23 protein-coding genes, 1 tRNA gene and 1 pseudogene are annotated in these 25067 nt (G+C 25.6%); 24 read left to right on the forward strand and 1 reads right to left on the reverse strand.

All coding sequences use genetic code 4. The annotated features are described in order from the left end of the window. Positions 1-6 precede the first annotated feature (6 nt). Together AAHM84_RS00605 and AAHM84_RS00610 are read left to right on the forward strand one after the other, a co-directional pair. Positions 7-95, forward strand: a tRNA-Leu gene (locus tag AAHM84_RS00605). A gap of 114 nt (positions 96-209) precedes the next feature. Next, entirely contained in the window at positions 210-530 is a 321-nt protein-coding gene (locus AAHM84_RS00610) for a hypothetical protein (protein WP_342258979.1), read from the forward strand. Positions 531-583: 53 nt separating this feature from the next. On the opposite strand, the gene AAHM84_RS00615 is transcribed toward AAHM84_RS00610, so the two are convergent. After that, positions 584-1438 (reverse strand): lipoprotein, encoded by an 855-nt coding sequence (locus AAHM84_RS00615; protein WP_342258980.1) that lies wholly within the window; start codon positions 1436-1438, stop codon positions 584-586. Between the two features lie 144 nt (positions 1439-1582). Here AAHM84_RS00615 and AAHM84_RS00620 point away from each other — a divergent pair, with 144 nt between their 5' ends. The 22 genes and pseudogenes from AAHM84_RS00620 (at position 1583) to recO (ending at position 24999) form a co-directional block, all read left to right on the forward strand. Further along, positions 1583-1906, forward strand: a complete 324-nt coding sequence (locus AAHM84_RS00620; protein WP_342258981.1) for a metalloregulator ArsR/SmtB family transcription factor — start codon at positions 1583-1585, stop codon at positions 1904-1906. A 335-nt stretch (positions 1907-2241) separates the two neighbouring features. Beyond that, positions 2242-2385, forward strand: coding sequence for a 50S ribosomal protein L33 (rpmG, locus tag AAHM84_RS00625; protein WP_053946403.1), 144 nt, complete (start codon positions 2242-2244; stop codon positions 2383-2385). A gap of 72 nt (positions 2386-2457) precedes the next feature. Next, the gene (locus AAHM84_RS00630) at positions 2458-3522 is read left to right on the forward strand and encodes an aminopeptidase P family protein (RefSeq protein WP_342258982.1); all 1065 of its coding nucleotides are present in this window, start codon (positions 2458-2460) and stop codon (positions 3520-3522) included. 45 nt (positions 3523-3567) lie between these two features. Further along, a pseudogene (uppS, locus tag AAHM84_RS00635) lies at positions 3568-4170 on the forward strand (polyprenyl diphosphate synthase); the annotation flags it as partial. Positions 4171-4915: 745 nt separating this feature from the next. After that, positions 4916-5353: a phosphatidate cytidylyltransferase gene (locus AAHM84_RS05455; RefSeq protein WP_425289568.1), complete on the forward strand. Its 438-nt coding sequence runs from the start codon at positions 4916-4918 to the stop codon at positions 5351-5353. Positions 5354-5358: 5 nt separating this feature from the next. Then, positions 5359-6483, forward strand: a complete 1125-nt coding sequence (gene dxr, locus AAHM84_RS00645) for a 1-deoxy-D-xylulose-5-phosphate reductoisomerase (protein WP_342258984.1) — start codon at positions 5359-5361, stop codon at positions 6481-6483. A gap of 2 nt (positions 6484-6485) precedes the next feature. Then, on the forward strand, positions 6486-7727 hold the full coding sequence (rseP, locus tag AAHM84_RS00650; protein WP_342258985.1) for an RIP metalloprotease RseP: 1242 nt from the start codon (positions 6486-6488) through the stop codon (positions 7725-7727). 25 nt (positions 7728-7752) lie between these two features. Beyond that, a complete protein-coding gene (locus AAHM84_RS00655; protein WP_342258986.1) occupies positions 7753-12204 on the forward strand; it encodes a PolC-type DNA polymerase III in 4452 nt (1483 codons plus the stop codon). 71 nt (positions 12205-12275) lie between these two features. After that, positions 12276-12761: a hypothetical protein gene (locus tag AAHM84_RS00660; protein ID WP_342258987.1), complete on the forward strand. Its 486-nt coding sequence runs from the start codon at positions 12276-12278 to the stop codon at positions 12759-12761. A 50-nt stretch (positions 12762-12811) separates the two neighbouring features. Continuing rightward, positions 12812-14839: an ATP-binding cassette domain-containing protein gene (locus tag AAHM84_RS00665; protein ID WP_425289569.1), complete on the forward strand. Its 2028-nt coding sequence runs from the start codon at positions 12812-12814 to the stop codon at positions 14837-14839. Further along, positions 14839-15216 carry a hypothetical protein gene (locus AAHM84_RS00670; protein ID WP_342258989.1) on the forward strand — a complete coding sequence of 126 codons (378 nt, stop codon included), beginning with the start codon at positions 14839-14841 and terminating at the stop codon, positions 15214-15216. Before AAHM84_RS00665 ends, AAHM84_RS00670 begins: the two co-directional genes overlap by 1 nt. 16 nt (positions 15217-15232) lie before the next feature. Beyond that, positions 15233-15706 (forward strand): rRNA maturation RNase YbeY, encoded by a 474-nt coding sequence (gene ybeY, locus AAHM84_RS00675; RefSeq protein WP_342258990.1) that lies wholly within the window; start codon positions 15233-15235, stop codon positions 15704-15706. A 54-nt stretch (positions 15707-15760) separates the two neighbouring features. Further along, positions 15761-16171: a diacylglycerol kinase family protein gene (locus AAHM84_RS00680; protein ID WP_339030471.1), complete on the forward strand. Its 411-nt coding sequence runs from the start codon at positions 15761-15763 to the stop codon at positions 16169-16171. Positions 16172-16184: 13 nt separating this feature from the next. Next, positions 16185-16592, forward strand: coding sequence for a cytidine deaminase (gene cdd, locus AAHM84_RS00685; RefSeq protein WP_342258991.1), 408 nt, complete (start codon positions 16185-16187; stop codon positions 16590-16592). A gap of 113 nt (positions 16593-16705) precedes the next feature. Beyond that, positions 16706-17422: a hypothetical protein gene (locus tag AAHM84_RS00690; protein ID WP_342258992.1), complete on the forward strand. Its 717-nt coding sequence runs from the start codon at positions 16706-16708 to the stop codon at positions 17420-17422. Positions 17423-17655: 233 nt separating this feature from the next. After that, positions 17656-18810 carry a type 2 glycerol-3-phosphate oxidase gene (gene glpO / locus AAHM84_RS00695; RefSeq protein ID WP_342258993.1) on the forward strand — a complete coding sequence of 385 codons (1155 nt, stop codon included), beginning with the start codon at positions 17656-17658 and terminating at the stop codon, positions 18808-18810. A gap of 166 nt (positions 18811-18976) precedes the next feature. Then, positions 18977-20479 carry a glycerol kinase GlpK gene (gene glpK / locus AAHM84_RS00700; RefSeq protein ID WP_342258994.1) on the forward strand — a complete coding sequence of 501 codons (1503 nt, stop codon included), beginning with the start codon at positions 18977-18979 and terminating at the stop codon, positions 20477-20479. A gap of 58 nt (positions 20480-20537) precedes the next feature. Then, a complete protein-coding gene (locus AAHM84_RS00705) occupies positions 20538-21314 on the forward strand; it encodes an MIP/aquaporin family protein (RefSeq protein ID WP_342258995.1) in 777 nt (258 codons plus the stop codon). Positions 21315-21445: 131 nt separating this feature from the next. Further along, entirely contained in the window at positions 21446-22117 is a 672-nt protein-coding gene (locus AAHM84_RS00710) for a hypothetical protein (protein ID WP_342258996.1), read from the forward strand. Between the two features lie 30 nt (positions 22118-22147). Continuing rightward, entirely contained in the window at positions 22148-23293 is a 1146-nt protein-coding gene (locus tag AAHM84_RS00715; RefSeq protein WP_342258997.1) for a hypothetical protein, read from the forward strand. A gap of 11 nt (positions 23294-23304) precedes the next feature. Continuing rightward, entirely contained in the window at positions 23305-24207 is a 903-nt protein-coding gene (gene era / locus AAHM84_RS00720; protein WP_339030489.1) for a GTPase Era, read from the forward strand. Positions 24208-24216: 9 nt separating this feature from the next. After that, positions 24217-24999 (forward strand): DNA repair protein RecO, encoded by a 783-nt coding sequence (gene recO / locus AAHM84_RS00725; protein ID WP_342258998.1) that lies wholly within the window; start codon positions 24217-24219, stop codon positions 24997-24999. Positions 25000-25067: the final 68 nt, after the last annotated feature.

Raw genomic sequence — 25067 nt, forward strand, 5'->3', positions numbered from 1 at the left:
ATTAATCCCCGGGTGGCGGAATTGGTAGACGCACTGGACTTAAAATCCAGCGACTTTAAGCGGTCGTGCCGGTTCAAGTCCGGCCCCGGGGACCATTATTACGGACTTGATTAAAAAAGCACTTTATAAGTGCTTTTTTTATTTCTCTAATTTAAATTTAATTTATACCTTTATAATATGAATATATAAAAATAAAAGAGAATAAAGCAATGAAAAATTTTTTAACTCTATTTGCAATTATAGGTTTAATTTCTTCTACAAGTACTATGGCAATATCGTGTGAAGAGAAAAATCCAAACATAGTAAAAATATATGATTACAATGGAAAACTTGTTGATAAAGTCGATAAGACTACTGTTAAGGGATGATATTGTTTTGGAATGCAATCTAGCAAGTCAAGTTATCTTATAATACGTTTTAAAAGTGGAGAAGAAGAATCTATAAAAGAATACGGGCAATTAGCTGGAGAAGTGGATTGATGAAATATCTATTTATTTAAATTAATTTGAGATATAGATATTGAGCTTTAAATTTAAGAATATGTTTTATAAATAAAAAAATCTTCTAAATTTAGAAGATTTTTTTATTTATTTTTTAAACTATTAAATGAATAACTATTTATTAAATCATCTTGTTCAATTAAGTAGTTAAAATTATATGTATTTGCTATTTCTTCTCCTGGATCGGTTCCTGGTCCCTCTGGATCTGGTGCTTCTGGATCTGGTGCTTCTCCTCCACCAGTTGATTGTCCTTTATTGACTTTATCAATAAATACTGTTTCTTGATCACTGTTATTCATTGCAATGATAAATGGTTCAAATAATTCATCAATTATTTTTTCTGTTCATCCTTGTTCTGATGAACCAAAACCAACTTCTCAAGATACTAATTTACCATTTCTAATAATAATAAACATTGGTACACCGTTATTATTATTAAAATAAGTTTTTACTTTCTTTTTAGATTCATTGTATGCAATTTTATCGCTTATTCCAGTATTTCCAAAAACCTTAGTTTTATAAATTTCAGTTACTTCTTCAATCATTCAATCTAAGATATTTTTACTTCATTTTTCATTGAATTTATTTTGAACTTCTTCTGTTTTAAATTCTCTGAAATCAACTTTATTATTTAATTTTTCACCATAAGCTGTCATTGAATCTGGATAACTTGGTCCTTGATTAACAACTTTTTGTTCATAACTTGTATTTAATTCATTCATTTTTGAATCAAATTTATCACTATAATCTTTTTTAGCATTATCAAAGTCCATACAATGTGGACAATCATCTGCTCCCATATATAAGATAAATGACTCTTTATTGTCAATTCAACCTTTAAATTCATTAAATTTTTTGTTTGAACTACAAGAAATAACTGCTAATGTTGATGTTCCAACTAATGCTGTTGATGAAATTATATTAAGTAATTTTCTCACTTTTCTCACTCCTAAATTACTATTATTATTTTACACATATTTAAGCATTATTACTTTATTTATTAAAAAAATCCTAAAGATAAATATTTTTAAAAATTGGTATAATTTGGTTAATCATAAAAAAAAATTTTTTAAGGAGAATATATGAAAGATAAATATATTGAATTTGCAGAAATTTTTAAAACTCTTGGAGATCCAACAAGATTGCAAATAATAAATATGATCTGCGATTGTGGATGTAGTAAGTGCGCACAAAATATTTTAGATAATTTAAACATAACACAACCAACATTAAGCTATCATATGAAGGTGCTTGAAAAGGTGGGTTTGATTACTTCTATCAAAGAAAAGAATTCTAAAATATATAAAATTAATAATCCAGTAATTGACCAATTAAAACTGTTTGTTTCTGAAATGCAAATTGAAAAAAGTCTACTATTTTGTTCAAACTGTAATGAAAAAAAATAGAGTTCTTTTTTACAAGAACTCTATCTTTTATTTTCCACATTGACAATTTGCACAAGTACATACTTCACAAGTACATAATGAATAAAATCCTAACATATATCCTCCTTAAGATGGTTATCTATATAGATAACCATCTATATAGATAATACTACATATATTTCATAATGCAACAATATTAAAAAAAAAAAAAAAATTTAAAATTATAGTTTTCTGAAAAGCTTTATTTTTAAATAAAATCAGTGAAAATTTAAAAAAACCAAGAATTAATGATTTTTTTTTGGTATTATTAATTTGCTTATTATCTTAAAAACAGTATCAAAAGGAGGATTAAGACTATGCGTGAAGGAGTTATTTTACGTTGTGCAACTTGCAAAGAAGAAAACTACATAGCAAAAAACGACAAAAGAAAAGAAAAGATTGAAGTTAAAAAACATTGCTTTAAATGTAATTCACACCAAGTTCATAAACAAAAAAAATAGGGATAGAAAATACTTTTTATAAGGTTTTTTCATCCCTTTTTTTGTATAGTTATATATAAGGAGTTATTAACTATGAAAAAAGACTTATTAAATAAAATTTTAAAAGAAACAGATGCAGACGCCATTTTATTATATTCACCTCAAAATAGATATTGATTTTCAAGATTTCATTCATCATTAGGATATATTTTATATACAAAGAATAAGTCTTATTTATTTGTAGATGGTAGATATATTACTGCTGCAAGAAACTCAGATTTATTAATAAATATTGATGAAATAGTTGAATTTGGAAAATTGTATGACTTATTAAATAATAAAATTAAAGAGAATAGTGTAAAAACTATTGTATATGAAAGTGATTGAGTTTTTGTAAAAGAAGCTCAAATTTTTCAAAGACATTTAAAAGCAGAAGTTATTTCACATAATTTTGATGCTATAAGAATGATAAAAGAAAAATGAGAAATTGATCAAATTAAAGGAGCTTGTGATATTACTCATAAAGTTTTTTTAGAAGTATTAGATTTTGTTAAACCAGGTATGAGTGAAAAACAATTGGCAAGATTTGTAAGTGATTCATTTTTAAAAAATGGAGCTGAAAAATTAAGTTTTGATACAATTGTTGCTAGTGGTGAAAATGGTAGTATGCCGCATGCAGTACCAACAGATAAAATAATTGCTGAAGGAGATTTTGTTACATTAGATATGGGATGTTACTATAATGGCTATTGTTCTGATCAAACAAGAACATTTGCTGTTGGAAATTCAAATAATGAAAAGTTAAAAGAAATCTATGAAATAGTTTATCAATCACAGCAGTTAGGGATTGAAAGTATTAAACCAGGAATCAAGGGAAATGAAGTACATAAAGTTTGTTATGACTATATAGAGTCTAAAGGTTATGGTCAATATTTTACTCACGGAACTGGTCATGGTTTAGGAATTGAAATTCACGAAGAACCTTATAATTCAATTGCAGGAGATAAAACTTTGCAAGAAGGTATGTGTGTTACTGTTGAACCAGGAGTTTACATTCCTGGAATTGGGGGAGTAAGAATTGAAGATGATATCTTAGTTACAAAAACTGGTTATGAATTCTTAACAACACCCTTGAGAGAATTACAACTAGTTAAATAAAAAAGAGGGATATTCATTAAAAAATTAGAACATGTTGCTTTCATTTTAGATGGTAATGGAAGATGAGCAAAAGAAAAAAGTAAGCAAAGAACCTATGGGCATAAAATTGGCATGGAAAATATTTATCCAACAATTTTAGATGCAAAAAGCTATGGTATAAAATATGTTTCAATGTTTTGTTTTTCAACAGAAAATTGAAAAAGACCACAACAAGAAGTTAATTATTTAATGCAATTTCCATCTGAAATTTTTTCAAAAAAACAACAAGAAAAATATTTAAAAGAAGGTATTAAAGTTGTATGAATTGGTAGAAGAAATATAGTACCTGAAAAAACTCGAAAAGATTTAGAAGAAATGGAAGAAAAAACTAAAGAGGCAAATCAAATTATTGTTCACATTGCTTTAGATTATGGTTCTTATGAAGAGGTGGAAAATTGTTTTAAAATAGTGTTTAATGATATTAATAGTAAAAAATTATCAATTGAAGATTTTTCTATTAATACTGTTATAGATAATTTATATACAAAAAATGCTCCTCAAATAGATTTATTAATTAGAACTGGTGGGGAAAAAAGATTGAGTAATTTTATGTTACTTCAATTAGCATATGCAGAACTATATTTTGTAGATACATATTGACCAGACTTTAAAAAAAACGATTTAAAATTAGCTATTGAAGAATATAATAATAGAAATAGGAGATTTGGGGTTATTCAAGATGAAAAAAAATAAAGATAAAAATGAGTTTGAAATGCCTGAAACAGTTGAAGTTACTCCAGATATAAATGGTGAAATTGGTAAAAACCGTTTCAAACTTCCATCTGCTAAACGTAATTTTAAAATAAGAGCTCTTTCAACAATAGTACTTTTAGCATTACTTTTAGGCTTTGTTGTTTCTGGAGCAATTTATACTTCATTAAAATCTTATACGGATTTAAATGCTGAAGCAGCTTCATATACTTCAATCATTTTAACTATTGGTTTACTATGAATATGTATGTTTGAAATGAATAAAACAATGGGATTTAAAAAATGATATTATCAATTGTTAATGAGTATGTTTGCTTCAGCAATATTTATTTTTCCATTAAGTTTTAAAATGTATAATTTCTCATTTTATACATCAATGAGTTTAGAAAACTGATTACAAGCATGACAATTTCCAGTATTAGTTACAACTTATTTGATCTCAACAATTATAGTTGGATTTGCTGATAAAAAAATTGATGTTAAAAATGCTTTAATAAACTTTGTTATGACAATGATTATAATTATGGGATTAAAAGCATTTTCAATTTCTTCTTTAGGATTAGTAGAAACAATTAATCCAGAAACTAATGAAGTTAAAATTAGTGCCAGATTCTCATTTGTTACAATTGTTTGAATTTGAATGATGATTATTTTAAGTGATTCATTCCAATATATTGGTGGAATGAGATTTGGAAAAACTAAATTAAGTCCAAATATAAGTCCTAAAAAAACTTGAGAGGGTGCTTTAATAGGACTTGGAGTTGCTGCAGGTTCTGGAATTATCTTTGCAATGATCTTTAAATTTGCACCACCACTACAAAACTTTCAACCACTAAGAGAACCAATGCAATCATTGGGTGGTCAATCAATTGCTCTTGAAATAATTGTTTATATTTTGTTGGCAATTGTCTTTCCAATAATTGGATTGTTTGGAGATTTATTATTTTCATGAGTTAAAAGACAAGTTAACATTAAAGATTATTCGAACTTAATTCCAGGTCATGGTGGAGCTTTGGATCGAATGGATTCAATCTTGTTTTCATTATTTGTATTATTTATCTTTATTAGCAGTGTTGCCTAATTAAAGTGAAAAATATTGTATTATTTGGAGCTTCAGGAAATATTGGTCAACAATGCATAGAATTATTACAAGAAAATAAAGATAAATTTAATTTAATAGCTTTGAGTGTAGGTGAAAATGATTCAAAAATTGAATCTTTTTTACTTTGTTTTCCAACAATTAAAAAAGTATATTCAAAGAAAGAATTAGACTCTTTAAAACTAAAATATCCACAGGTTGAGTTTTTAACAAACAATATTTTAGATATTTTTAGCAAGGATGATGAAGTAATTATTAATGCCTTAAGTGGGTTTTATGGTTTACAAGTTACATTAAAAACAATAGAAAATAACTTAGTTTTATTAAATGCTAATAAGGAATCATTTGTTACTGCTGGAAACTTAATAAATAATATGCTAAAAAAAAGTGAGACAAAAATATATCCTTTAGATTCAGAACACTGTGCAATTTTTCAATGTCTAGAAAAAGAAAATTCAGCAAAAGTTTTATTTATAACAGCATCTGGGGGAAGTTTTAGAGACTTAACTTTACAAGAAACTAAAAAAGTAAGTTTAGTTGATGCTTTAAAGCATCCTAATTGAATTATGGGTTCCAAAATAACTATTGATAGTTCAACAATGTTTAATAAAGCTTTTGAAATCCTTGAAGCTTATCATTTATTTGGAATTAAAAATATCATAACTTTATTACATCCTCAATCAATAATTCATTCAATGGTTGGTTATAATGATGGGTCAATAAAAGCACAACTGTCAATACCTGATATGAAACAAGTAATAAATTATTTTTTACACTTTCCTAAAAAAAATTCATATTATAAGCAAAAAGAAATAGATTTTAATGATTTAATAAGATTAGATTTAAAGGAAATTGACCAAGATAGATTTAAACCAATTAAGTTTGCTTTACAATGTTTGGAGTTAAATAATTCAAAATCAATTGCTTTAAATGCAGCAAATGAAATATGTGTTAAATACTTTTTAAAAGAAAAAATAGATTTCTATCAAATAACTGAAATAGTTGAAAAAATATTTAAAGAATCTGAAAATATTGAATTAATAAGTTATGAAGAAATAGTAAAATATGACAAAATTATTAGAGAAAAAACAATGAAAAGAATTGAGGGATAAATATGAATGAAGTTAGTAGTGGAATGGTAGTTCTAGCTTTCTTTATAGGAATAGTGATTATGCTTTTATTAATTACTATTCATGAATTAGGACATTTAATTCTGGCCAAAATAGCTAAAGCGTATGTCTATGAATTCTCAATTGGATTTGGACCAAGGCTTTTTGTTATCAAGGGTAAGGAAACTTGAATCTCAATAAGAGCATTTCCTCTAGGGGGATATTGTTCAATTGCTTCCGATAAAAGTGATCCACCAAAAGATAGAGAAGATATTGAAATTCCTGACGAAAGAAAATTGGATTATATTGCTAGATGAAAAAAAATGTTTTTTATTTTAGCAGGACCTGCTATGAATTTATTTGTGGCCTTACTTTTATTTACAACCATTTTTGCAGCAGTGGGAGCTAAAAAAAATGACATGACTTATTTTGGAGCAATTTATGATCAAAATAAAATAGCTGCACAAGCTATTTTAGAAAATGAAACACAAACAGAAAATAATATTAATTATATTGGTCAAGAATATATCATTTGAGGATGAAGAATGACAGCAATTGAAGAAAAAAAAGAAGTTACTCTTTTTGATAATATCTGTAGTGACTTAGAAAGCACAAGAGAATGTAATGCCAAAATAAATGAAGTTGATAATCAAAAAGCTGTTAGTTATACAAAGACAGTTTATAACTTCATTGATAATTTGCCTCTTTCAAAAGATAAAGAGAATGTTAAAATTCAATTTATGTATAAAAAAGTTGATCCATATAGTGGACTTGCTTTAAAAAATTATGAGCAGGGAAAGTTAACACAATTAAAGGAATTTGAACCAGCAAGTAGTATTGGAATTAGTGCCCCAAGTAGAATTTATAAAACAACAGCTCAAGCATATGGAGCAGGTTGGGGTGAGACATTTAAGGCTTCTATTTCAATTTTAGAAGCATTTGGAAATATATTTACAGGGAAATTTTCAAATTTAGTAGGACCAGTTGGAGTTGCTAAACAAACAGCAACTTTACTTTCAAGTCCTGAACAGTTCTTTATTTATGTTGCTACAATTAGTGCAAATCTATTCATCTTAAACTTAATTTTCATACCACCACTTGATGGGTATAGATTACTTGAAAATTTTATTGAGATGGTTATAAGAAAAGAGTTGCCAACAAAATATAAAGTAATTGTTAACGCAACAGGAGCTATTTTATTTTTAATATTATTTATAATGATAACAATTAAAGATTTCATAGTATAAATATATTAAAGGGGGGAAAATAAATATGCATAAACAAATTAAAGATCTGTTTGATAGTTTAAACGTTTTTTTAAATTCAGATGAAGAAGCATATTTTGAACAAGCCCATTTTTATAAGGAAGCTGAGTTTAGTCAAAGTGCAAATAAATTAAGAGTCTTTATTAAAATTAAAGATTTTTTACCAATTCATTTATTACATAAAATTGAAACTATTATGTTAACAAATACATTAGTTTCTACAAAATTAAATTTTTGAGTGGAAAATGAATTATACTCAAAGGAATTAGTTTGAAATCATATTGAGTATGTCAAAGAACAAAAAGCAGAAGTAAAAACAGGAACTATCAAAATTCTTTCACCATCAAATGTTGATTATATTGAAGAACATAGAATGGTATTTTTTAATGTATCAAATCAAACTGAAAAATTACTTTTAGAAGAACATAAGCAATATTATAAAAATAAATTATTAAAATATGGTTTTAGAGATATTGATTTAGAAATTAGAGTAAAAGAAAATTTAGAAAATGATGTTTTAGAATCTATTAGAGAAAAGTACCAAAAGGCTTCTGAATATATTCCAACAACTCAAAAAAGTAATTTTGAAGCTCAAAGTGTCTCATCATCTGTAAAGTATAAATACAAATCAAACAATGATATTTTAAATACACCAACCTATGAATCAATAATTGATTTAGAAGAGGACGCTCAAAATGTAACAATTCATGGGGAAGTTATTTCTAAGAATGTTAGAAAATCAAAAACTGGAAGAAATGTTTATAATATTGCAATTACTGATGGAACCTCATCTGTAATGTGTATTTTCTTTCAAAGAAATAATGAACCTACTTTTTTTGATGAAATAACAGAAGAAACAAAAAGTAGTTTAATGGGCTTTGAAAATCAAATTATAAATAAGGGTGATTGAGTTTCATTTAATGGGAACTTCAATTATTCTTCTTTTGATAAGGGTTATATTTTTTATATTAGTAAATATAAAAAAATTGAGTCTAAAACAGTCTATAGAAAAGATGATGCAAAAGTTAAAAGAGTTGAACTCCACACTCATACAAAAATGTCAGTTATGGATGGTGTAAGTAGTGCCAAAGATTATATTGATTGTGCAAAAAGATTTGGATGAAAAGCAATTGCAATAACAGATCACTTAAATGTACAAACTTTTCCTGATGCTTATTATTCTTTATTAAATGCCAATAAGGGAGTTAGCGATGAAGAAAAAATTAAATTAATATATGGAAGTGAACTTGTGATGCTAAATGATGAGTCGTGAGTTGTAAAAAACCCAACAGGTAAAAAATTAAGAGAAGCCAAGTTTGTTGTTTTCGACTTAGAAACAACAGGTTTATCTCCTGAATTTGATGAGATCATTGAGTTTGGAGCTAATGTATATGATTATGCAAAGGGAACTTCAAAAAAATATGATATTTTTATCAAACCTAAAAAACCTTTAAAAAAATTTACTACTGATTTAACGGGGATTACAACTGAAATGTTAGAAGATAAAAACTCAATTGAAGTTGAATTTAAAAATATAATGGATATTATTGAAGATGGTATTTTAGTTGCTCACAATGCCAATTTTGACTTTAATTTTTTACAAACATTTGCAAAAAAACTTGGTTATGGAGAATTAAAAAATACAATTATAGATACATTGTCATTGGGGAGACTTTTACAACCAAGATTAAAAAATCATAGACTTGGAACTGTTGCAAAGGCTTATCAAATTCTTTATGATGAAAAAATTGCTCACCGTGCTGATTATGATGCAGAGGTTTTAACTAATATGTATGAACATATGTGAACAGAGGCTAAAAAAATAACTCCAATTGATATTGACAGTGATTGAAATAAATTTAATAAAGAGAAATATGAAAATGAAAACTTTAGAAGAACAAGAGGTTATCATATAAATGTTTTGGCAAAAAACCAAAAAGGTTTGAAGGATTTATATAAATTAATTTCTCACTCGCATACTGAAAGTTTTTTAGGATCTCCAAAAGTCTTTCAATCAAAAATTTTAGAGGTTAGAAATAGAAATAATATTTTAATTGGAAGTGGTTGTGTTAATGGACTAGTTTTTGAAAATGCTAGAACAGGTACTTTTGAAATGTTAGAAAATGCTATACAGTTTTTTGACTATATTGAAATTCAACCTTTAAGTGTGTATAAGAAATTAATTCAAACAGAAGATTTAACTATGGAAGAATTAAAAAATCTTATTATTAAAATCATTGAAGTTGCAAAAAAATTAAATAAAACAATAATTGCAACAAGTGATGCACATTATGTAGAACCAGAGCTTAAAAAAATTAGAGATATTTATATAAACACAAAAGGATTAGGTGGAGCTTATCATCCTCTTTATGACTTCAAACAAAGAGTTAAAGATAATCCAGATCAACATTTAAGAACAACAAAAGAAATGCTTGAAGAATTTAAGTGATTAGAGAATAGTGAACTAATTAATGAAATTGTTCTTGATAATCCAAATAAAATTGCTGATATGATAGATGAAAATATAATTCCAATTAAAACAGGATCTTATCCTCCAAATATTGAAAACGTAGATAAATTATTAACAGATGAATGTTATAAAAATGCAAAAATTCTATATGGAGAAGAGTTACCGGAAATTGTAAAAGAAAGATTGGAAAAAGAGTTACTTTCAATTATTAAACATGGTTTTGCAGTTGTTTATTGAATTAGTCATTTACTTGTTAAAAAATCAAATGAAGATGGTTATTTAGTTGGAAGTCGTGGTTCTGTTGGAAGTTCATTTGTAGCGACAGTTGCACTTATTACAGAAGTTAATCCACTAAAACCTCACTATAGATGTATAGAATGTAAATACTCTGATTTTAAAACCCCACAAGAAATTAAATGTGGTTATGATTTACCAGAAAGAAAATGTCCAAAATGTAATATAAAATTATTAGGTGATGGTCATGATATTCCTTTTGAAACTTTCTTAGGTTTTGACGGAGATAAAGTTCCAGATATTGATTTAAATTTCTCAGGAGAATATCAGCCAATAGCTCATAATTTTACAAAAGAAATTTTTGGAGAAAATAATGTTTTTAGAGCGGGAACAATTTCAACTGTTGCTGAAAAAACAGCCTTTGGTTTTACAATGGGGTATTTTGAAAAACAAAATATTGATTTTGATTTAATTAGAAGAGCAGAAATAGAACGATTAGCAGCACTTTCTACTGGCGTTAAAAGAACAACAGGACAACACCCTGGGGGAATTATTATTCTGCCAAAAGAATATGAGATTGAGGATTTTACTCCAGTAAATTATCCAGCAGATGATGATCAAAGTGATTGAAAAACAACTCATTTTGATTTCCATTCAATTCATGACAATTTACTAAAAATGGATATACTTGGGCACGTTGACCCAACAGCTTTAAGAATGCTTTATGATTTAACTGGTTTCGATCCAATTAAAGTTCCAACAGATGACAAAGCAGTTTATTCTTTATTTTCTGAACTTTCAGCTTTAAATATTGAAGCTGATTCACTTCTGGGTGAAACTACAGGAGCAATCGGACTTCCTGAATTTGGAACACAATTTGTTAGAAATATGTTAAAAGAAACTAAACCAAAAAATTTTGCAGACTTAGTACAAATATCAGGATTAAGTCATGGAACAGATGTATATGTTGGAAATGCTCAATCTCTAATTAAAGAAGGAGTAGCAAATATTTCTCAAGTTATTGGATGTCGTGATGATATTATGGTTTACTTAATGGCGAAAGGATTAGATTCATCTACTTCTTTTAATATTATGGAAAGTGTTAGAAAGGGAAAAGGTCTTTCTAAGGAATGAATTAATCTTATGAAAGAAAATAATATTCCCGAGTGATATATTAATAGTTGTTTAAAAATAAAATATATGTTTCCAAAAGCTCATGCTACTGCCTATGTTTTGATGGCTTATCGTGTTGCTTGATATAAAATATATTATCCAGAAGAATACTATGCTGTTTGATTTTCAACAAGGGCTGACTTCTTTGATTTAGAAACAGTATTAAAAGGAAAAGAAGCAATTATTAAAACAATGGAAGATATTAAAAGCAGACAAAATAATAAGTTGCCTGTAACAGCAAAAGAAAATGCTATGTTAACAATTTTTGAAGTCGTCTTAGAGATGTTTGCAAGAGGAATAGAAATTACAAATATTGATTTTAATATTTCTGAGGCAGAAAGATTTGTCATTATAAAAAATAATGAGGATAAAAAAGTATTAGTGCCTTCATTTAACGTAATTGATTCCTTAGGTTTTGCAGTGGCAAATTCTATTGTAAAGGCTCGAAGTGAGAGACAAATAACAAGTGTTACTGATTTAAAATTGAGAACCCAAGTTACTCAAACTCAAATTGAAATTTTTAATAAATTAAAAATTACAGAAAAATTGAAAGATGATGAGCAACTTTCATTTGACTTTTAAAATGAAAATCATTATCTTTTTTTATTTATTAACTTAAAATGCTATAAAATTAATCTATAAAAGAGGTAAATATGTCATTAGAGATTATTAAAAATAAATATTTAGAAAATATAAAAGAAATTCTTAAGGAGTGTGACTTTTTACTTTATGAACTCAATATTGTAAATGATTTTGACTCAAAAGTACTACAGATTCTAGTAGAAAATCAAGATATTAGTAAAAAAAATATGGATTTTGATTTATTAATAAAAGCTAATGAGAATATATCAAGTTTTTTGGACAATATTAAAGAATTAGATGATACATATATTTTGGAAGTAGCTAGTGCTGGTGCTGAAAGAAATGTTAAATCATTTGAAATATTAAAGCATAATATTGGTAGTTTCTTTTATTTAACAGTAAAAGAGCCGATTGAAGTATTTACAGAATTTTCTGGAACTTTAACTGCAATTAAAGGCGAAGAATTATTGTTTAGTTTTTTTATTAAGGGTAGACCTAAAAAAGTTAGTCTAAAATGAACGGATATTGAATTTATAAGATTTGCCGTTAAATTTTAGCTTTCTTTTTTTTTCTTTTAAAAAAAGCGATTAATTAAATGGTGATAAAATTGGAATATAAATTTTCAATACAAAAAAGTGAAAATGATTGTGGCGTAGCAGTATCAACTATGTTAATAAATTATTATCATAGTAAAAATTTTGGAATTGAAGAAGTTAAATTTGATAATTCTTTAAGTGACGATATGTTGAGTTTATATGATATGGAGCAACTTTTAAATAGTTATAATATTGAGATGACTTCTTATGCATGTAATTATGAAGAGTTTAAAAATATAGAAATTACAAATCCAATAGTTTTAAATGTTTTAAATAAAGAGAAAAATGAGCATTTTATAATTATTTATAAAAAACGAAAAAACTATTATTTAGTTGCAGACTCCAATTTAAAAGATCTAAAGTGATTGAGTGGAGATGAGATAGAAAAGAGTTATCAGGGTTTTTTATCTTTAACAAAACCATATAATAAAATAAAATTTAAATCGAAAACTATTTTGAATTGATTTACTTTTATTAAGCAATTTAAATTAGAAATATTTATGTTATTTTTAATATCTATTCTTTTAAATTTATTAATTTTAATAACAAATAATTTTTTAAAAATATATATGGACAATATTGTAATAAAAAATAATCAAGGAATGAAAATCCTTTTTTTAGTTTTTTTAATTGTTTTTATTATTCAAGTTTCAGTTTCTTATTTTATAAATAAAATAATTTTTAGTATTAAAACAAAAGTAAGTAAAAATATATTTGTTCTGTTTAAAAACAAAATGCTAAATTCGGATATTGAAAAGTTTAACTCGAACTCAAAAGAAGAATGAATAAAAAAACTTGAGTATATAAATCTTTTATCTGAGTTTATTGTTAAATCTAGTATATCTTTTCCTTTGGGTCTAACTCTTTTTTTAATGTCTTCTATTTTTCTAATTTTAATTTCTCCTTTAATATTAACTTTAGTTTTAATTCAAAACTTAATTTCTGTTTCTCTTTCTGTACTCTTATTTTTTATTTTAAAAGAGTATAAAATAAAAAAAGAAAGAGAGTTAATTAATTTTTCTTATAGTTATAGAGAAATCTTGGATGGGTTTGAAGAAATAAAGTATAAAAATATTGAAGAAGAAATAAAATCAATAAACTATAAAAACTTTAACTCCTCTGTAAAACAATCCAAGAGTATTTTTAATTTAAATAATAAGGCAGAATTAATTTTTTCCTTATTAAATAAAATATTTTTCTATTTAATATTTTATATTTCTATAGTATATATAAATCAAGACAAATTTAGTGTAGCAGACTTGTTATTTTATACCTCAATAAGTTTTTATATAAATTTATTTTTTAATCAATTAACAAGTTACATAGTTGATATGCAAGAAATAATAATTGCAGATAAATCATTAAATTTTATTTTCCTAACTGAAGAACTTGAAAATGATTATATAGACATTAAAGAAATAAAAACTATTGAGGCAAAAAGTTTATATAGTTATAAATCTGATAAATGTGCTTTAAATAATTTTAGTTTTAAATTTGATAAAAATACATTTGTTCATGGTAGAAGTGGAAGTGGTAAAACAACTCTGTTAAAAATACTATCGGGACATTTCAAAAAATATGAAGGTGAGATCTTACTAAATAATACTGCTAACACTAATAAAATTAATATAAAAAGTTATCAGAAGAAAAATATTTATTTAGGTCAATATGATTATTTATTTAAGGGAACAGTTTGAAATAATATTCAACAATTTAAAAATAAAATAAATTTAGATATATTAGAAAATTTTAAAATAATAGAAATATTAGAAAGAAATAATATAGATATAAATAAAAAAGTTTATGATAATGGAATAAATCTTAGCAAAGGTCAAAGGCAAATTATTAATTTTTTAAGTTTATTTTTTACTAATAAAGATTTATATTTAATTGATGAGCCTTTAAGTAATGTTGATAAACATACTGCATATTATTTATTTAAGTTATTTATAGAGTTAAAAAAAGATTCTCTAATAATTATGTGTGATCATGATATTGCATATTCTAAATATTTTGAAAATAGAGTAGAGGTGATTTAATGAAAAAATATTTGAGAGTTCATTTCTCTTTATTATTTATACTAGTTATATTTATAATTTTTTTAGTCTTATTAAAAAAACAGCAAATATACACTGGCTCAGTTTTTATTCAGGAATACATTGATGAAGACGGAAATATTAGTGCAGATTTATATTTAATTAGCAATAATAGTTTGAATATAACTCTAATTGATTATATAATTTTAGAAACTAATCAAGGAAATATGTATGTTTATTCTTCTAATCTTGAGTATAGTAACTCTTTAATCAAGATAAACATAAATAATATAGGAAGTATAAAATATCCTTCAAATAATGTTTTAATATTTGGAGAAAAAATATCATTACTTTCCTATTTATTATCAAATGTTTTCTAAAAAAAGAGGATTTATTATGAAGGATTTATTAGAATTTAACTACAATACAGATGAGGATTTAAAAGGCTATGAAGTGCTTTTTAATAAATTATTAAAAGCTGCAAAGCAAATATTAGATATTAATCAAAGTCTTAGTTTTTCAGTAAATTATATTGATGAAGTTAAATCAAGACAACTTAATATGGAATATAGAAAAAAAGACTATGTAGGAGATGTAATTTCATTTCCTATTAATGATGATTTTGGTATATATAATCAACTAGATTTTAAAGAAGTGGGTGATATTTTTATAACATTTGGGGAAGCTAAAAATAAGGCATTAAAATATAAGCATAGTATTGAAGTTGAAATGGCTTGATTATTTGTTCATGGACTTCTACATATTTTAGGATATGACCATGAACTTAGCATAGAGGACGAAAAAGTTATGTTTGATTTGACAGATAGAATTTTAGATAAAGAAAATATCAAGTATAAAATGTCATTTTAATGGCATTTTTTTTAATGTAAAGTATAATAATAAAGCAGAAAAAGGTGTAATAATATGTCAAGAAAAAATGATATTAAAAAGAAATCAAAGGTTGGTACAAGAGTAAAAAATAAATTTGCAAATGCCGCTAGAGGTATCTTTACTGCTTTTAGAGAAGAGTCAACATTAATTGTCTATCTAATTATTGTTATTTTTGCAATTGGATTAGGAATTTGAGTTGGTTTAGATACAACTCAATGATCTATTGTTATTCTAACAATTGGAGTATTGACAGGTTTTGAATTTGTTAATACCTCAATTGAAAACTTTGTAGATCTATTAAGTTTTGAGTATAATATTCAAGCAAAAAAAATTAAAGATATTTGTGCAGCAGCTAGTATTATTAATGCACTATTATCTGTTGTTATTGGTTTTTTGATATATTTGCCAGCATTAATAACAACTATTGAAAACTTATTTAAGTAAATGGAGAAAAAAGATGAATTTAAAAAGAGACAAAGTTTATGAAGAGTTAAAAATATTAAGAAAAAACGCCTATGCACCTTATTCAAATTTTAGAGTAGCTTGTATTATTTATTTAAAAAATGGTAAAAAAATAAAAGGTGTTAATGTTGAAAATGCGGCCTATAATCCTTCAATATGTGCAGAAAGAACTGCTTTACCACAAATGATAACTCAAGGCTATAATAAAAATGATGTTGAATTAGTGGCACTTTATACAGATTCGGAGGGATTTGGTTCTCCATGTGGAACTTGTAGACAAACTCTTTCTGAATTACTTTTAGAAAATCAGACAATATGGGTTTATAATAAAAAAGAATTTATTAATTCATACAGTGTTAAAGATTTTTTACCATATGCTTTTTCAAGTACAAATATTGGTTAAAAATCTTAAATTAATTTAATGAAGAACCAAAAACTATGTATAACAGACATTAAAGTAGATTATAGTTTTTTTTAATATTTATATAAAAAATAATAATAAGGGAGGGTATTAGTATGTTTTATAGAAATAATGATTTTTGAAATGAAAAGGGAGCAGAATACATATCTTCTTATCTAAACTTAATAAAAATTGAAAATTCAAAAGAGGAAATCTTTGAATTACTTGTAGAGAATGATTATACTGATGAAGAATTATTAGAAGAATTTGATGTTGAATTTTTAAATCACATCAAAGCCTGGGAAGTAGTTAGAAAAGTTGTTTTAAAAATAAAAGAATATGAGGAAAGTTTCAAAAAAAGATATGATGAATTAATTCTTGAGGAACTAATAGAAATATATGAATATTTGGATCCTAGTAAAGAATACTCTTATATGTTCAAAGGTGAAAATGATAAGAGTAAAGAGTTTTTAAAAAAATTAAAGAAAATTATTGAAAAACTAAGTATTGTTGAAACTTTTGATTCTGTATTAGAGTATCTATTAGCTGCAGCATTTGACTTAACTTCACATCAATTTCTTGGGGAAAAAACATTCTTGTATTTTTTCTGATTGTTTCAAACTGCAATGATCTCTAGAAATCATGGGATTGCTGTCTTTGAAGAAAAATATGAATTAGATAGAATTTTAGAATTAAGTCAGCAAATTGTAATTTATGCAAGACAAAATAAATCAAGAAATTTCTCATATTGTTCAGAATTTAGAGAATTTGTCTCTTTATGTAGAGATAAAATTGACATTTTTTCCAATTATGAGAGACACAAATACGAGTAAAACTGTAAAAAAATGATATGACTATAAACTATTAATTAAAATTTTTTTAGTAGATTATAGTTTTTTTATATTTATAAAAATTTCCAATTTATATTATAATAATGGAAATTATATGATTAAATAGATTTGAGGCCTAGAGCTTCTGAAAGAGGGAAAAAAGTGGAGAAATGATAGAGAGAAAATTTTTTAACTTTTAATTGAATATTAAAGGACGATATAGAAAGAGAATACTTATGACTAAAAATAATTATGATATTTGTATAATTGGTGCTGGAATCATTGGAGCATCAATTGCAAGAGAATTATCTAAATTTAAGCAGAAGGTTATAATTTTAGAAGCCAATGCTTCTTTTGGTTTAGAAACTACCACAGGAAATTCAGGATTGATTCATGGAGGTTTTGATCCAACTCCTGGAAAATTAAATGCCAAGTTAAACTTATTTGGACGAAAAAGATATAAAGAAAATTGATTTAAGGAATTAGATTTTAATCATAAGCCTGTTAACTCATTAGTTTTGGCTTTTAATAAGGAAGAAGAAAAGCACCTTGATATGTTAATGGAAGGTGGTTTTAAAAATGGATGTACAAAGGAAGAAATAACTTTGATTAATAAAAAGGAGATTCAATTACTTGAACCATCTATAAGCAAAGAAGTAACAAAAGCTTTATTATGTACTAGTTCTTTTATTATTAATCCAGTGGAATTAACTTGTGTACTTCTAAAAAATGCTAAAAAGAATGGAGTAGATATTAAATTTAATCAAAAAGTTATTGCTATTAAGTATGAAAATGATATTTTTGATATATCATCTGAAAATACAAATTATAAGGCAAAGATTATTATAAACTGTGCAGGACATTTTGCGGATAAAATAGCAGCTCTAAGTGGCTATAATGATTTTCAACTATCCACTAAAAGAGGTGAGTATATAGTTTTGAAAAAAACTAAAGAAAATCAAGTTAACAATGTTTTATTTATGGTTCCAACAATTCATGGTAAAGGTGTAATTGTTGCTAAAACATTAGAAGGAAATTTACTAGTAGGTCCAACATCTGAGGATAATGTTGCTAAAGAAGATATTAACTTAATAACTGAAGAGAAATTTAATCAAATAAAGGAAATAGGTAAAAAAATAATACCATCTTTGGATATGTCAAAAGTCATTTCTAGATTTGCAGGATCTAGACCTATTTATAAAGAAACAGATGATTTTTATATTCAATATGCAAAATTTAATAATAAATTTATAAATGTTGCCGGAACAAAAAGTCCAGGTATTTCTTGTGCTCCATCCATTGCTGATTATGTAATTAATATGGTTAAAGAGCAAATGAATTTGGAACTAAAATTAAATTGAGATAAATATGAAAAAAATATTTTATTTTAATAAAGAGGGAAATAATTTTAATATTTCAGCTTTAATATAAAGAGTCTTTTTAATGTATATTAAAAAAATATATTTAATAATACATTAATATTTTTTTAGTGTAATTTACTAACAAAAAATGAAGTATTTTAAATATTTCATAACTTTATATGAAAGGAAAAATATAATGGAAAAATATATTGTAACTTTAGATGAGGGGACAACTAGTGCAAGAACTTTGGTTGTCAATAAAAATGGTGAAATAGTGGCTTCAAATCAAAAGGAATTTTCTCAAATTTACCCTCAAGAAGGATGAGTTGAACAAGATGCAGTTGAAATCTGAAATACACAAAGAACTACGTTAGTCTCTGCATTAAATTCAAAAGATATTGCTCCTGAGCAAATTGAAGCAATAGGAATTACAAATCAAAGAGAAACAGTAGTGGTTTGGGATAAAAATACGGGTAATCCAATTTACAATGCAATAGTTTGACAAGATAGAAGAACAGATAAGTTTTGTATTGAATTGGCAAAAACTCATAAGGATATAATTAAAGAAAAAACTGGATTAGTAATTGATGCTTATTTTTCGGCAAGTAAAGTAAAATGAATTTTAGATAATGTAAAAGATGCAAAACAAAAGGCATTAAATAATGAGTTATATTTTGGAAATATTAATACATGACTTATTTGAAAACTAACTGGTGGAAAGGAGTTTTATACTGATCATACAAATGCTTCAAGAACAATGCTTTATAATATTTCAACTCATGAATGAGATGAAGATTTATTAAAATTATTTGACATACCTTTAAGTATGTTACCTAAAATAAAAGGGAATAGTGAGATTTATGGTTATACATTTCCTGAACTACTATCTAAAAACTCAAATCATAAAATAGCAATTGCATCTTCAATTGGTGATCAACAATCTGCTTTATTTGGTCAAATGTGTTTAGACTCTGGTGATATTAAAGTTACATTTGGTACTGGAGCATTTATTCTAATGAATACTGGTGATAAAAAAATTGACTCAAAAAATGGATTATTAACAGTAATTGGTTATTCAATTAATAATAAATTTACTTATGGTTTAGAAGGATCAGTAATGATGGCGGGAGCTACTTTACAATGATTAAGAGATGATTTAAGAATAATATATAAAACACAATTAAGTGAGTGATATTCAGAACAAGTTAATGATGATAGACAAGTTTATTTCGTTCCAAGTTTTTCAGGCTTGGGTTCTCCATATTGAGATCCTTATTCAAGAGGGGCTATATTTGGTCTTGATAGAGGTGTAAAAAAAGAACATATTATAAAAGCAGCTCTTGAATCAATTGCATTTCAAACAAATGATGTTTTAGAGGCAATGAGAGATGATTCAAAAATAAACATAAAAAGTATTAAAGTAGATGGCGGAGCTTCAAAAAATAATTACTTAATTCAATTCCAATCTGATATTTCAGAGTCCGAGTTAATTAGACCTAAAAATGTAGAAACCACAGCAATGGGGGCTGCTTATTTGGCTGGCCTTGCTGTAGGCTATTGAAAGGACATTGATGATATTAGAGAAAAATGAAAAGTAGATAAAAAAGTTGAGCCAAAAAATGACTCTTCAAAATTAATTAAAGGGTGAAAAGAAGCAGTTTCAAGAACTAGAAATTGATTAAAAGATATTAACAATTAAAAAATTTAAATAGAGTACTTATCAAATTTAAAATTTATTCTTAAGAAAGGATTAAAATATGAATTGATCTGTATTGATATTAACAGAACTATTTGGTACGGCATTACTAATTATTTTAGGTAATGGTATTGTGGCCAATGTAGTTCTAAAAGGAACTAAAGGTAATAATAGTGGATTTTTAGCGATAACTGTAGGATGGGCATTAGCTGTGTTAACAGCAGCTTTAATTGCTAATGCTTTTGGAGGAGTAGCGCATTTTAACCCAGCTGTGACAATTGCAATTGCTATTTCTGATAAAAGTAAGAACTTAGGTTTTGGAGGCTATGTTGGACTTTCACCAGTTGCACTATTCTTTTTAGTAATTTTAATTCAATTTATAGGAGCTATGATGGGTCAGTTAATTGTTAATTTTGTTTATTATAAACATATTAAAAATACTTTAAATTCACTTAAAGTTGAAGACCAATCAAATGTACTTGCTATGCATGCAACAATTCCAACTGAGAGAAACCCACTATTTAATTTTGCTATGGAGTTTTTAGGAACAACAGTTTTAATAGTTGCTATATTGTCTTTTGGAAAATTTGCAAATGGAAATGGATTACCAAACTATTTTGCACCAATATTAGTTGGAACAACAATATTAGCAGTTGGGTTATCACTAGGGGGAACAACTGGTTATGCTATTAATCCCTTTAGAGACTTAGCTCCAAGAGTTGTTCATTCATTAATGCCTTTTAATAATAAAGGAACATCAGATTGAAAATATAGTTGAGTGCCAGTATTAGCACCGTTATTAGCGGGAGTTACAGTAGGATTATTATTTTTAATATAATTTATTAAAAATGTTAGTAATTGTCTTTTAAATTTTTTTAAAAAACTTACTATAAGAAAATATATGTAATAAAACTAGGTTTTTACCTAGTTTTTTTATATAATTTTATAAGATTAAAGGGAGAAAAAAAGATGATCAGATTAGATACAATAGTAACTGATGTATTAGCTGCAATTGGTTTATTTATAATAGTATTTTCTCCTTTGATATTTTCTAAAATTCAAAGAAAAATTTTGAATCAAAGATTACATACATCAATAGATGGTGAAAAGCTATTTGAAAAACTTAAATATGATCTTAAGTTATCAAAACTAACAGGAATTAATAAAAAAAGACTTTACAAGGATATTGATTATGCAAAGACTATTTTTAGAGGAGCTATGGAATATAATTCAAGAGAATTGGTTTGATATTTTAATGAATTATATGCAAAAACATACATTCACAAAACTATTAAGAAAAAGGCTGTAATTTATACATGAGTTTGAATAGTAACTATTGGAGTTATTATGGGGGGTTCATATTTAGATATTCTTTCATGACTATTTGATATGAAAAAACTTAATTCTTCATCAGGGATTGTATCAATTTGAATACTATTTTTCTGTGCAATGGGATTTAGTATCTTTATTAAATATCTAGAATTTTTTAAGGTAAGAAAAGTTATAAATGATGAAGTTAGACAAATAAATTTAACTAAAAAGGAAAAAGTTTGAAAAGACTATTTAATAATTTATTGAGTATCTTGTTCAGTTCCTTTTGTTGGTTTTGCATTAATTTTAATAAATATTTTATTTATGTAATTATTTTTTTAGAGAAAAGGTGGTGAAAATATGAAGAAGACTGATTTACTAATTAGAGGAAAATTAGGAGAAATTATTACAAAAAGATTTCTAAAATCAAAGCATGTTAAAATGGTTTCTGAAGGAGATTATATTGCGAGATTAAGAGCTTGTTGTAAAGTAATCTACAGTATTCCAATTCAAGCAATTTGAATTGGCTTTTTCTTTTATGCACGTATTATTGTTCAAAATCATGTTGCAAATACACCATCAATACCAGAAAGTGAACTGTGACTGTATACTGATCAAATTAATGTTTTAAATACTTTTATTTTGATTCAATCATATCATCTCTTTATAATGTCTTGTGTTTTAATTGTTATGCTTAATATGACCATGTCTCGAGGAACTTCCATATTTACAGCAATATTTAATATTTTGTATATATCTGAAGCACTTCTTTATGGTAGTTTCTTATTCATTCTTGATTGAGTTGGTTTACTTCATAAATTTCAAAGTCCACAAGAATTATTAATGGCAATAAGAACTCAATGATTATGAGTTATTGCAATATTTATTGCAATCTTTTCTTGATTACCTTTAAAATCAGTTTTTGCAGATGTAAATATGTGAAATAGAGAATGAATTAGAGTTGATCGTTATAGAAAAACTGAAGATAGAGAAAATGGTTTTGTATTTAAAACTTGAGTAACACCTGGAGAAATTAGTGCAAGAAGATTAATGATCTCAACAGGGTGGTATCTAATATTTACAGCAAGTATTTTTCACTTAATGGATATATTTGCAAATACACAATTTAATACTGTAAAATATGTTTTATTAGTTGCAGGTTATATTATCTTTTTATCTGCCTATGTAGTACCATATAATAGTTTAAGTTTAATTTTTTATTGAGCCAACTTTATATTCTTATTCTCTTTTACAGTTTATGGTTTATATATGGTTCAAAATGTAGCATGACAATCAACAATGTGATATTTATACTTATATCTATTATTAATAATTCCTTGTATAATTTCGTTTAAATCAGCTGTAAGATATACTTGAACGATTAAAGATAAAGAAGAAATTAAAGCAGTTGTTTTGAATATGTTTGAAAGTGAGAGTGCCTTTGAACAATTTATAGAAGAACGCGATAGTAAAGAAATAGTTAAACAATCAGAAGATACACTTTAGGAGACAATACATTGGAAAAAATAAGATCAGGATTTATTAGTATTATAGGTAGACCTAATGTTGGTAAATCAACATTATTAAATACTTTATTAGGTAAGAAAGTTTCAATTGTTACTAATAAAGCACAAACAACAAGAAATCGTATTAATGGAATATTAACTCATCAAGATGCTCAATATATTTTTGTAGATACACCAGGAGTTCATAAAGCTCAACATGAATTGGGAAGATATATGAACAAAGTAGCGTTATCTTCAACAAAAGGAGTAGATGTTATTTTATTTTTAGCACCTAGCGATGAATTTATTGGAGAAAATGATAGATTTATTTTAAATGCTTTAAGGGAAAGGGATGTACCAGTATTTTTAATTATTACTAAAAGTGATTTACTTTCAGAAAGTCAACTTCTAAATAAAGTTGAAGAATGAAAACAACAAGATTTTGAATTTGAAAAAATTCTTAGTGTTTCATCAACAATGGGAAGTAATTTAGCAATGCTTTTAGATGAAATTAAAAAAAGTTTACCTGAAACAGGAATTAAATTTTATCCTGATGAAACTTTTACTGATCAACCTGAACGTTTCTTAATTCGTGAGGTTATTCGTGAAGAAATTTTATTGCAAACAGAGCAAGAAATTCCACATTCAGTTGCTATTTTAATAGATATTTTAGAGGAGAAAAAAGATATTATTAAAGTAATTGCTTCAATAATATGTGAAAGACAAAGCCAAAAGGGAATTATTATTGGTAATAAAGGTAGCAAAATTAAATCAATTGGTATTAATTCTCGTGAAAAGCTTGAAACATTATTTAACAAAAAATTCTATTTAGAGTTATTTGTTAAAACAAAAGAAAAATGAAGACAATCAGCATCATTAATCAAACAATTGGGGTATGACAAAGATAGTTATTAGGTGATGAAAATGGGAGCAATAAAAATAAATGCAGTAGTTATTGAATCTAGTGATTTTGATGATTATGCCAAAATTGTTAAAGTATTTAGCAAACAATTTGGTAAATTAAGTTTTATAGCTCCAGGTGTTAATAAATCAACTTCAAAAAATAAGTATTCAGTTCAAACTTTTAGTTGAAGTGACTTTGAAATCTTTAAATCAAGAGGCGAAGATAGAATAAGTAAATTAAAAACAGGAGTTTTAAAGAAGGAATATTTTGACATAGCTAAAAATTATAATAACTATGTTTATGGATCAATTATTTTTAAAATTGTTGATCAAATAGAACAAATTAGTAATAAAAATTATAAGATTTTCAAAATGCTAATTTTTGTTTTAGAAAATATAAATAATAATAAAAATCCATTTATAAACTATTTATTTTTTATTACTCATTTAATTCAAGAAACAGTACAACCTTTTAGGTTGAATGGTTGCATCAGATGTAAAAAAACAACTTTTCCAATTGTAAGATTTGAATATAGTGAAAATGGGTTTGTTTGTGCGAGATGTCTATGACCTGGTGAAATTGTTCACCCAGAGTCATTTATAAAAGTACTTTCAAATATTCATAAAAAGACAATTCACTTTAATATTGAGCAAAAGTATGAGTATATTGATTTAATAGTTATTCACAATATTGTAATTAACTATTATGAAAATAATTTAGGATTTTATTTAGGACCAATATATCTATTAAAAAATACAGTAGCTTTAAATGTAAATGAAAAAATAGCAGAGCGTTATAAATAACACTTATAATGTATTGACAAGACTAATTTAATGTAAGAAAATTCATAAGTATCTCGATATGTGCAAAC

This window comes from Spiroplasma endosymbiont of Dioctria linearis (genome assembly GCF_964030865.1).
In the GTDB taxonomy this organism is placed as follows: Bacteria; Bacillota_I; Bacilli_A; order Mycoplasmatales; family Mycoplasmataceae; genus Spiroplasma_A.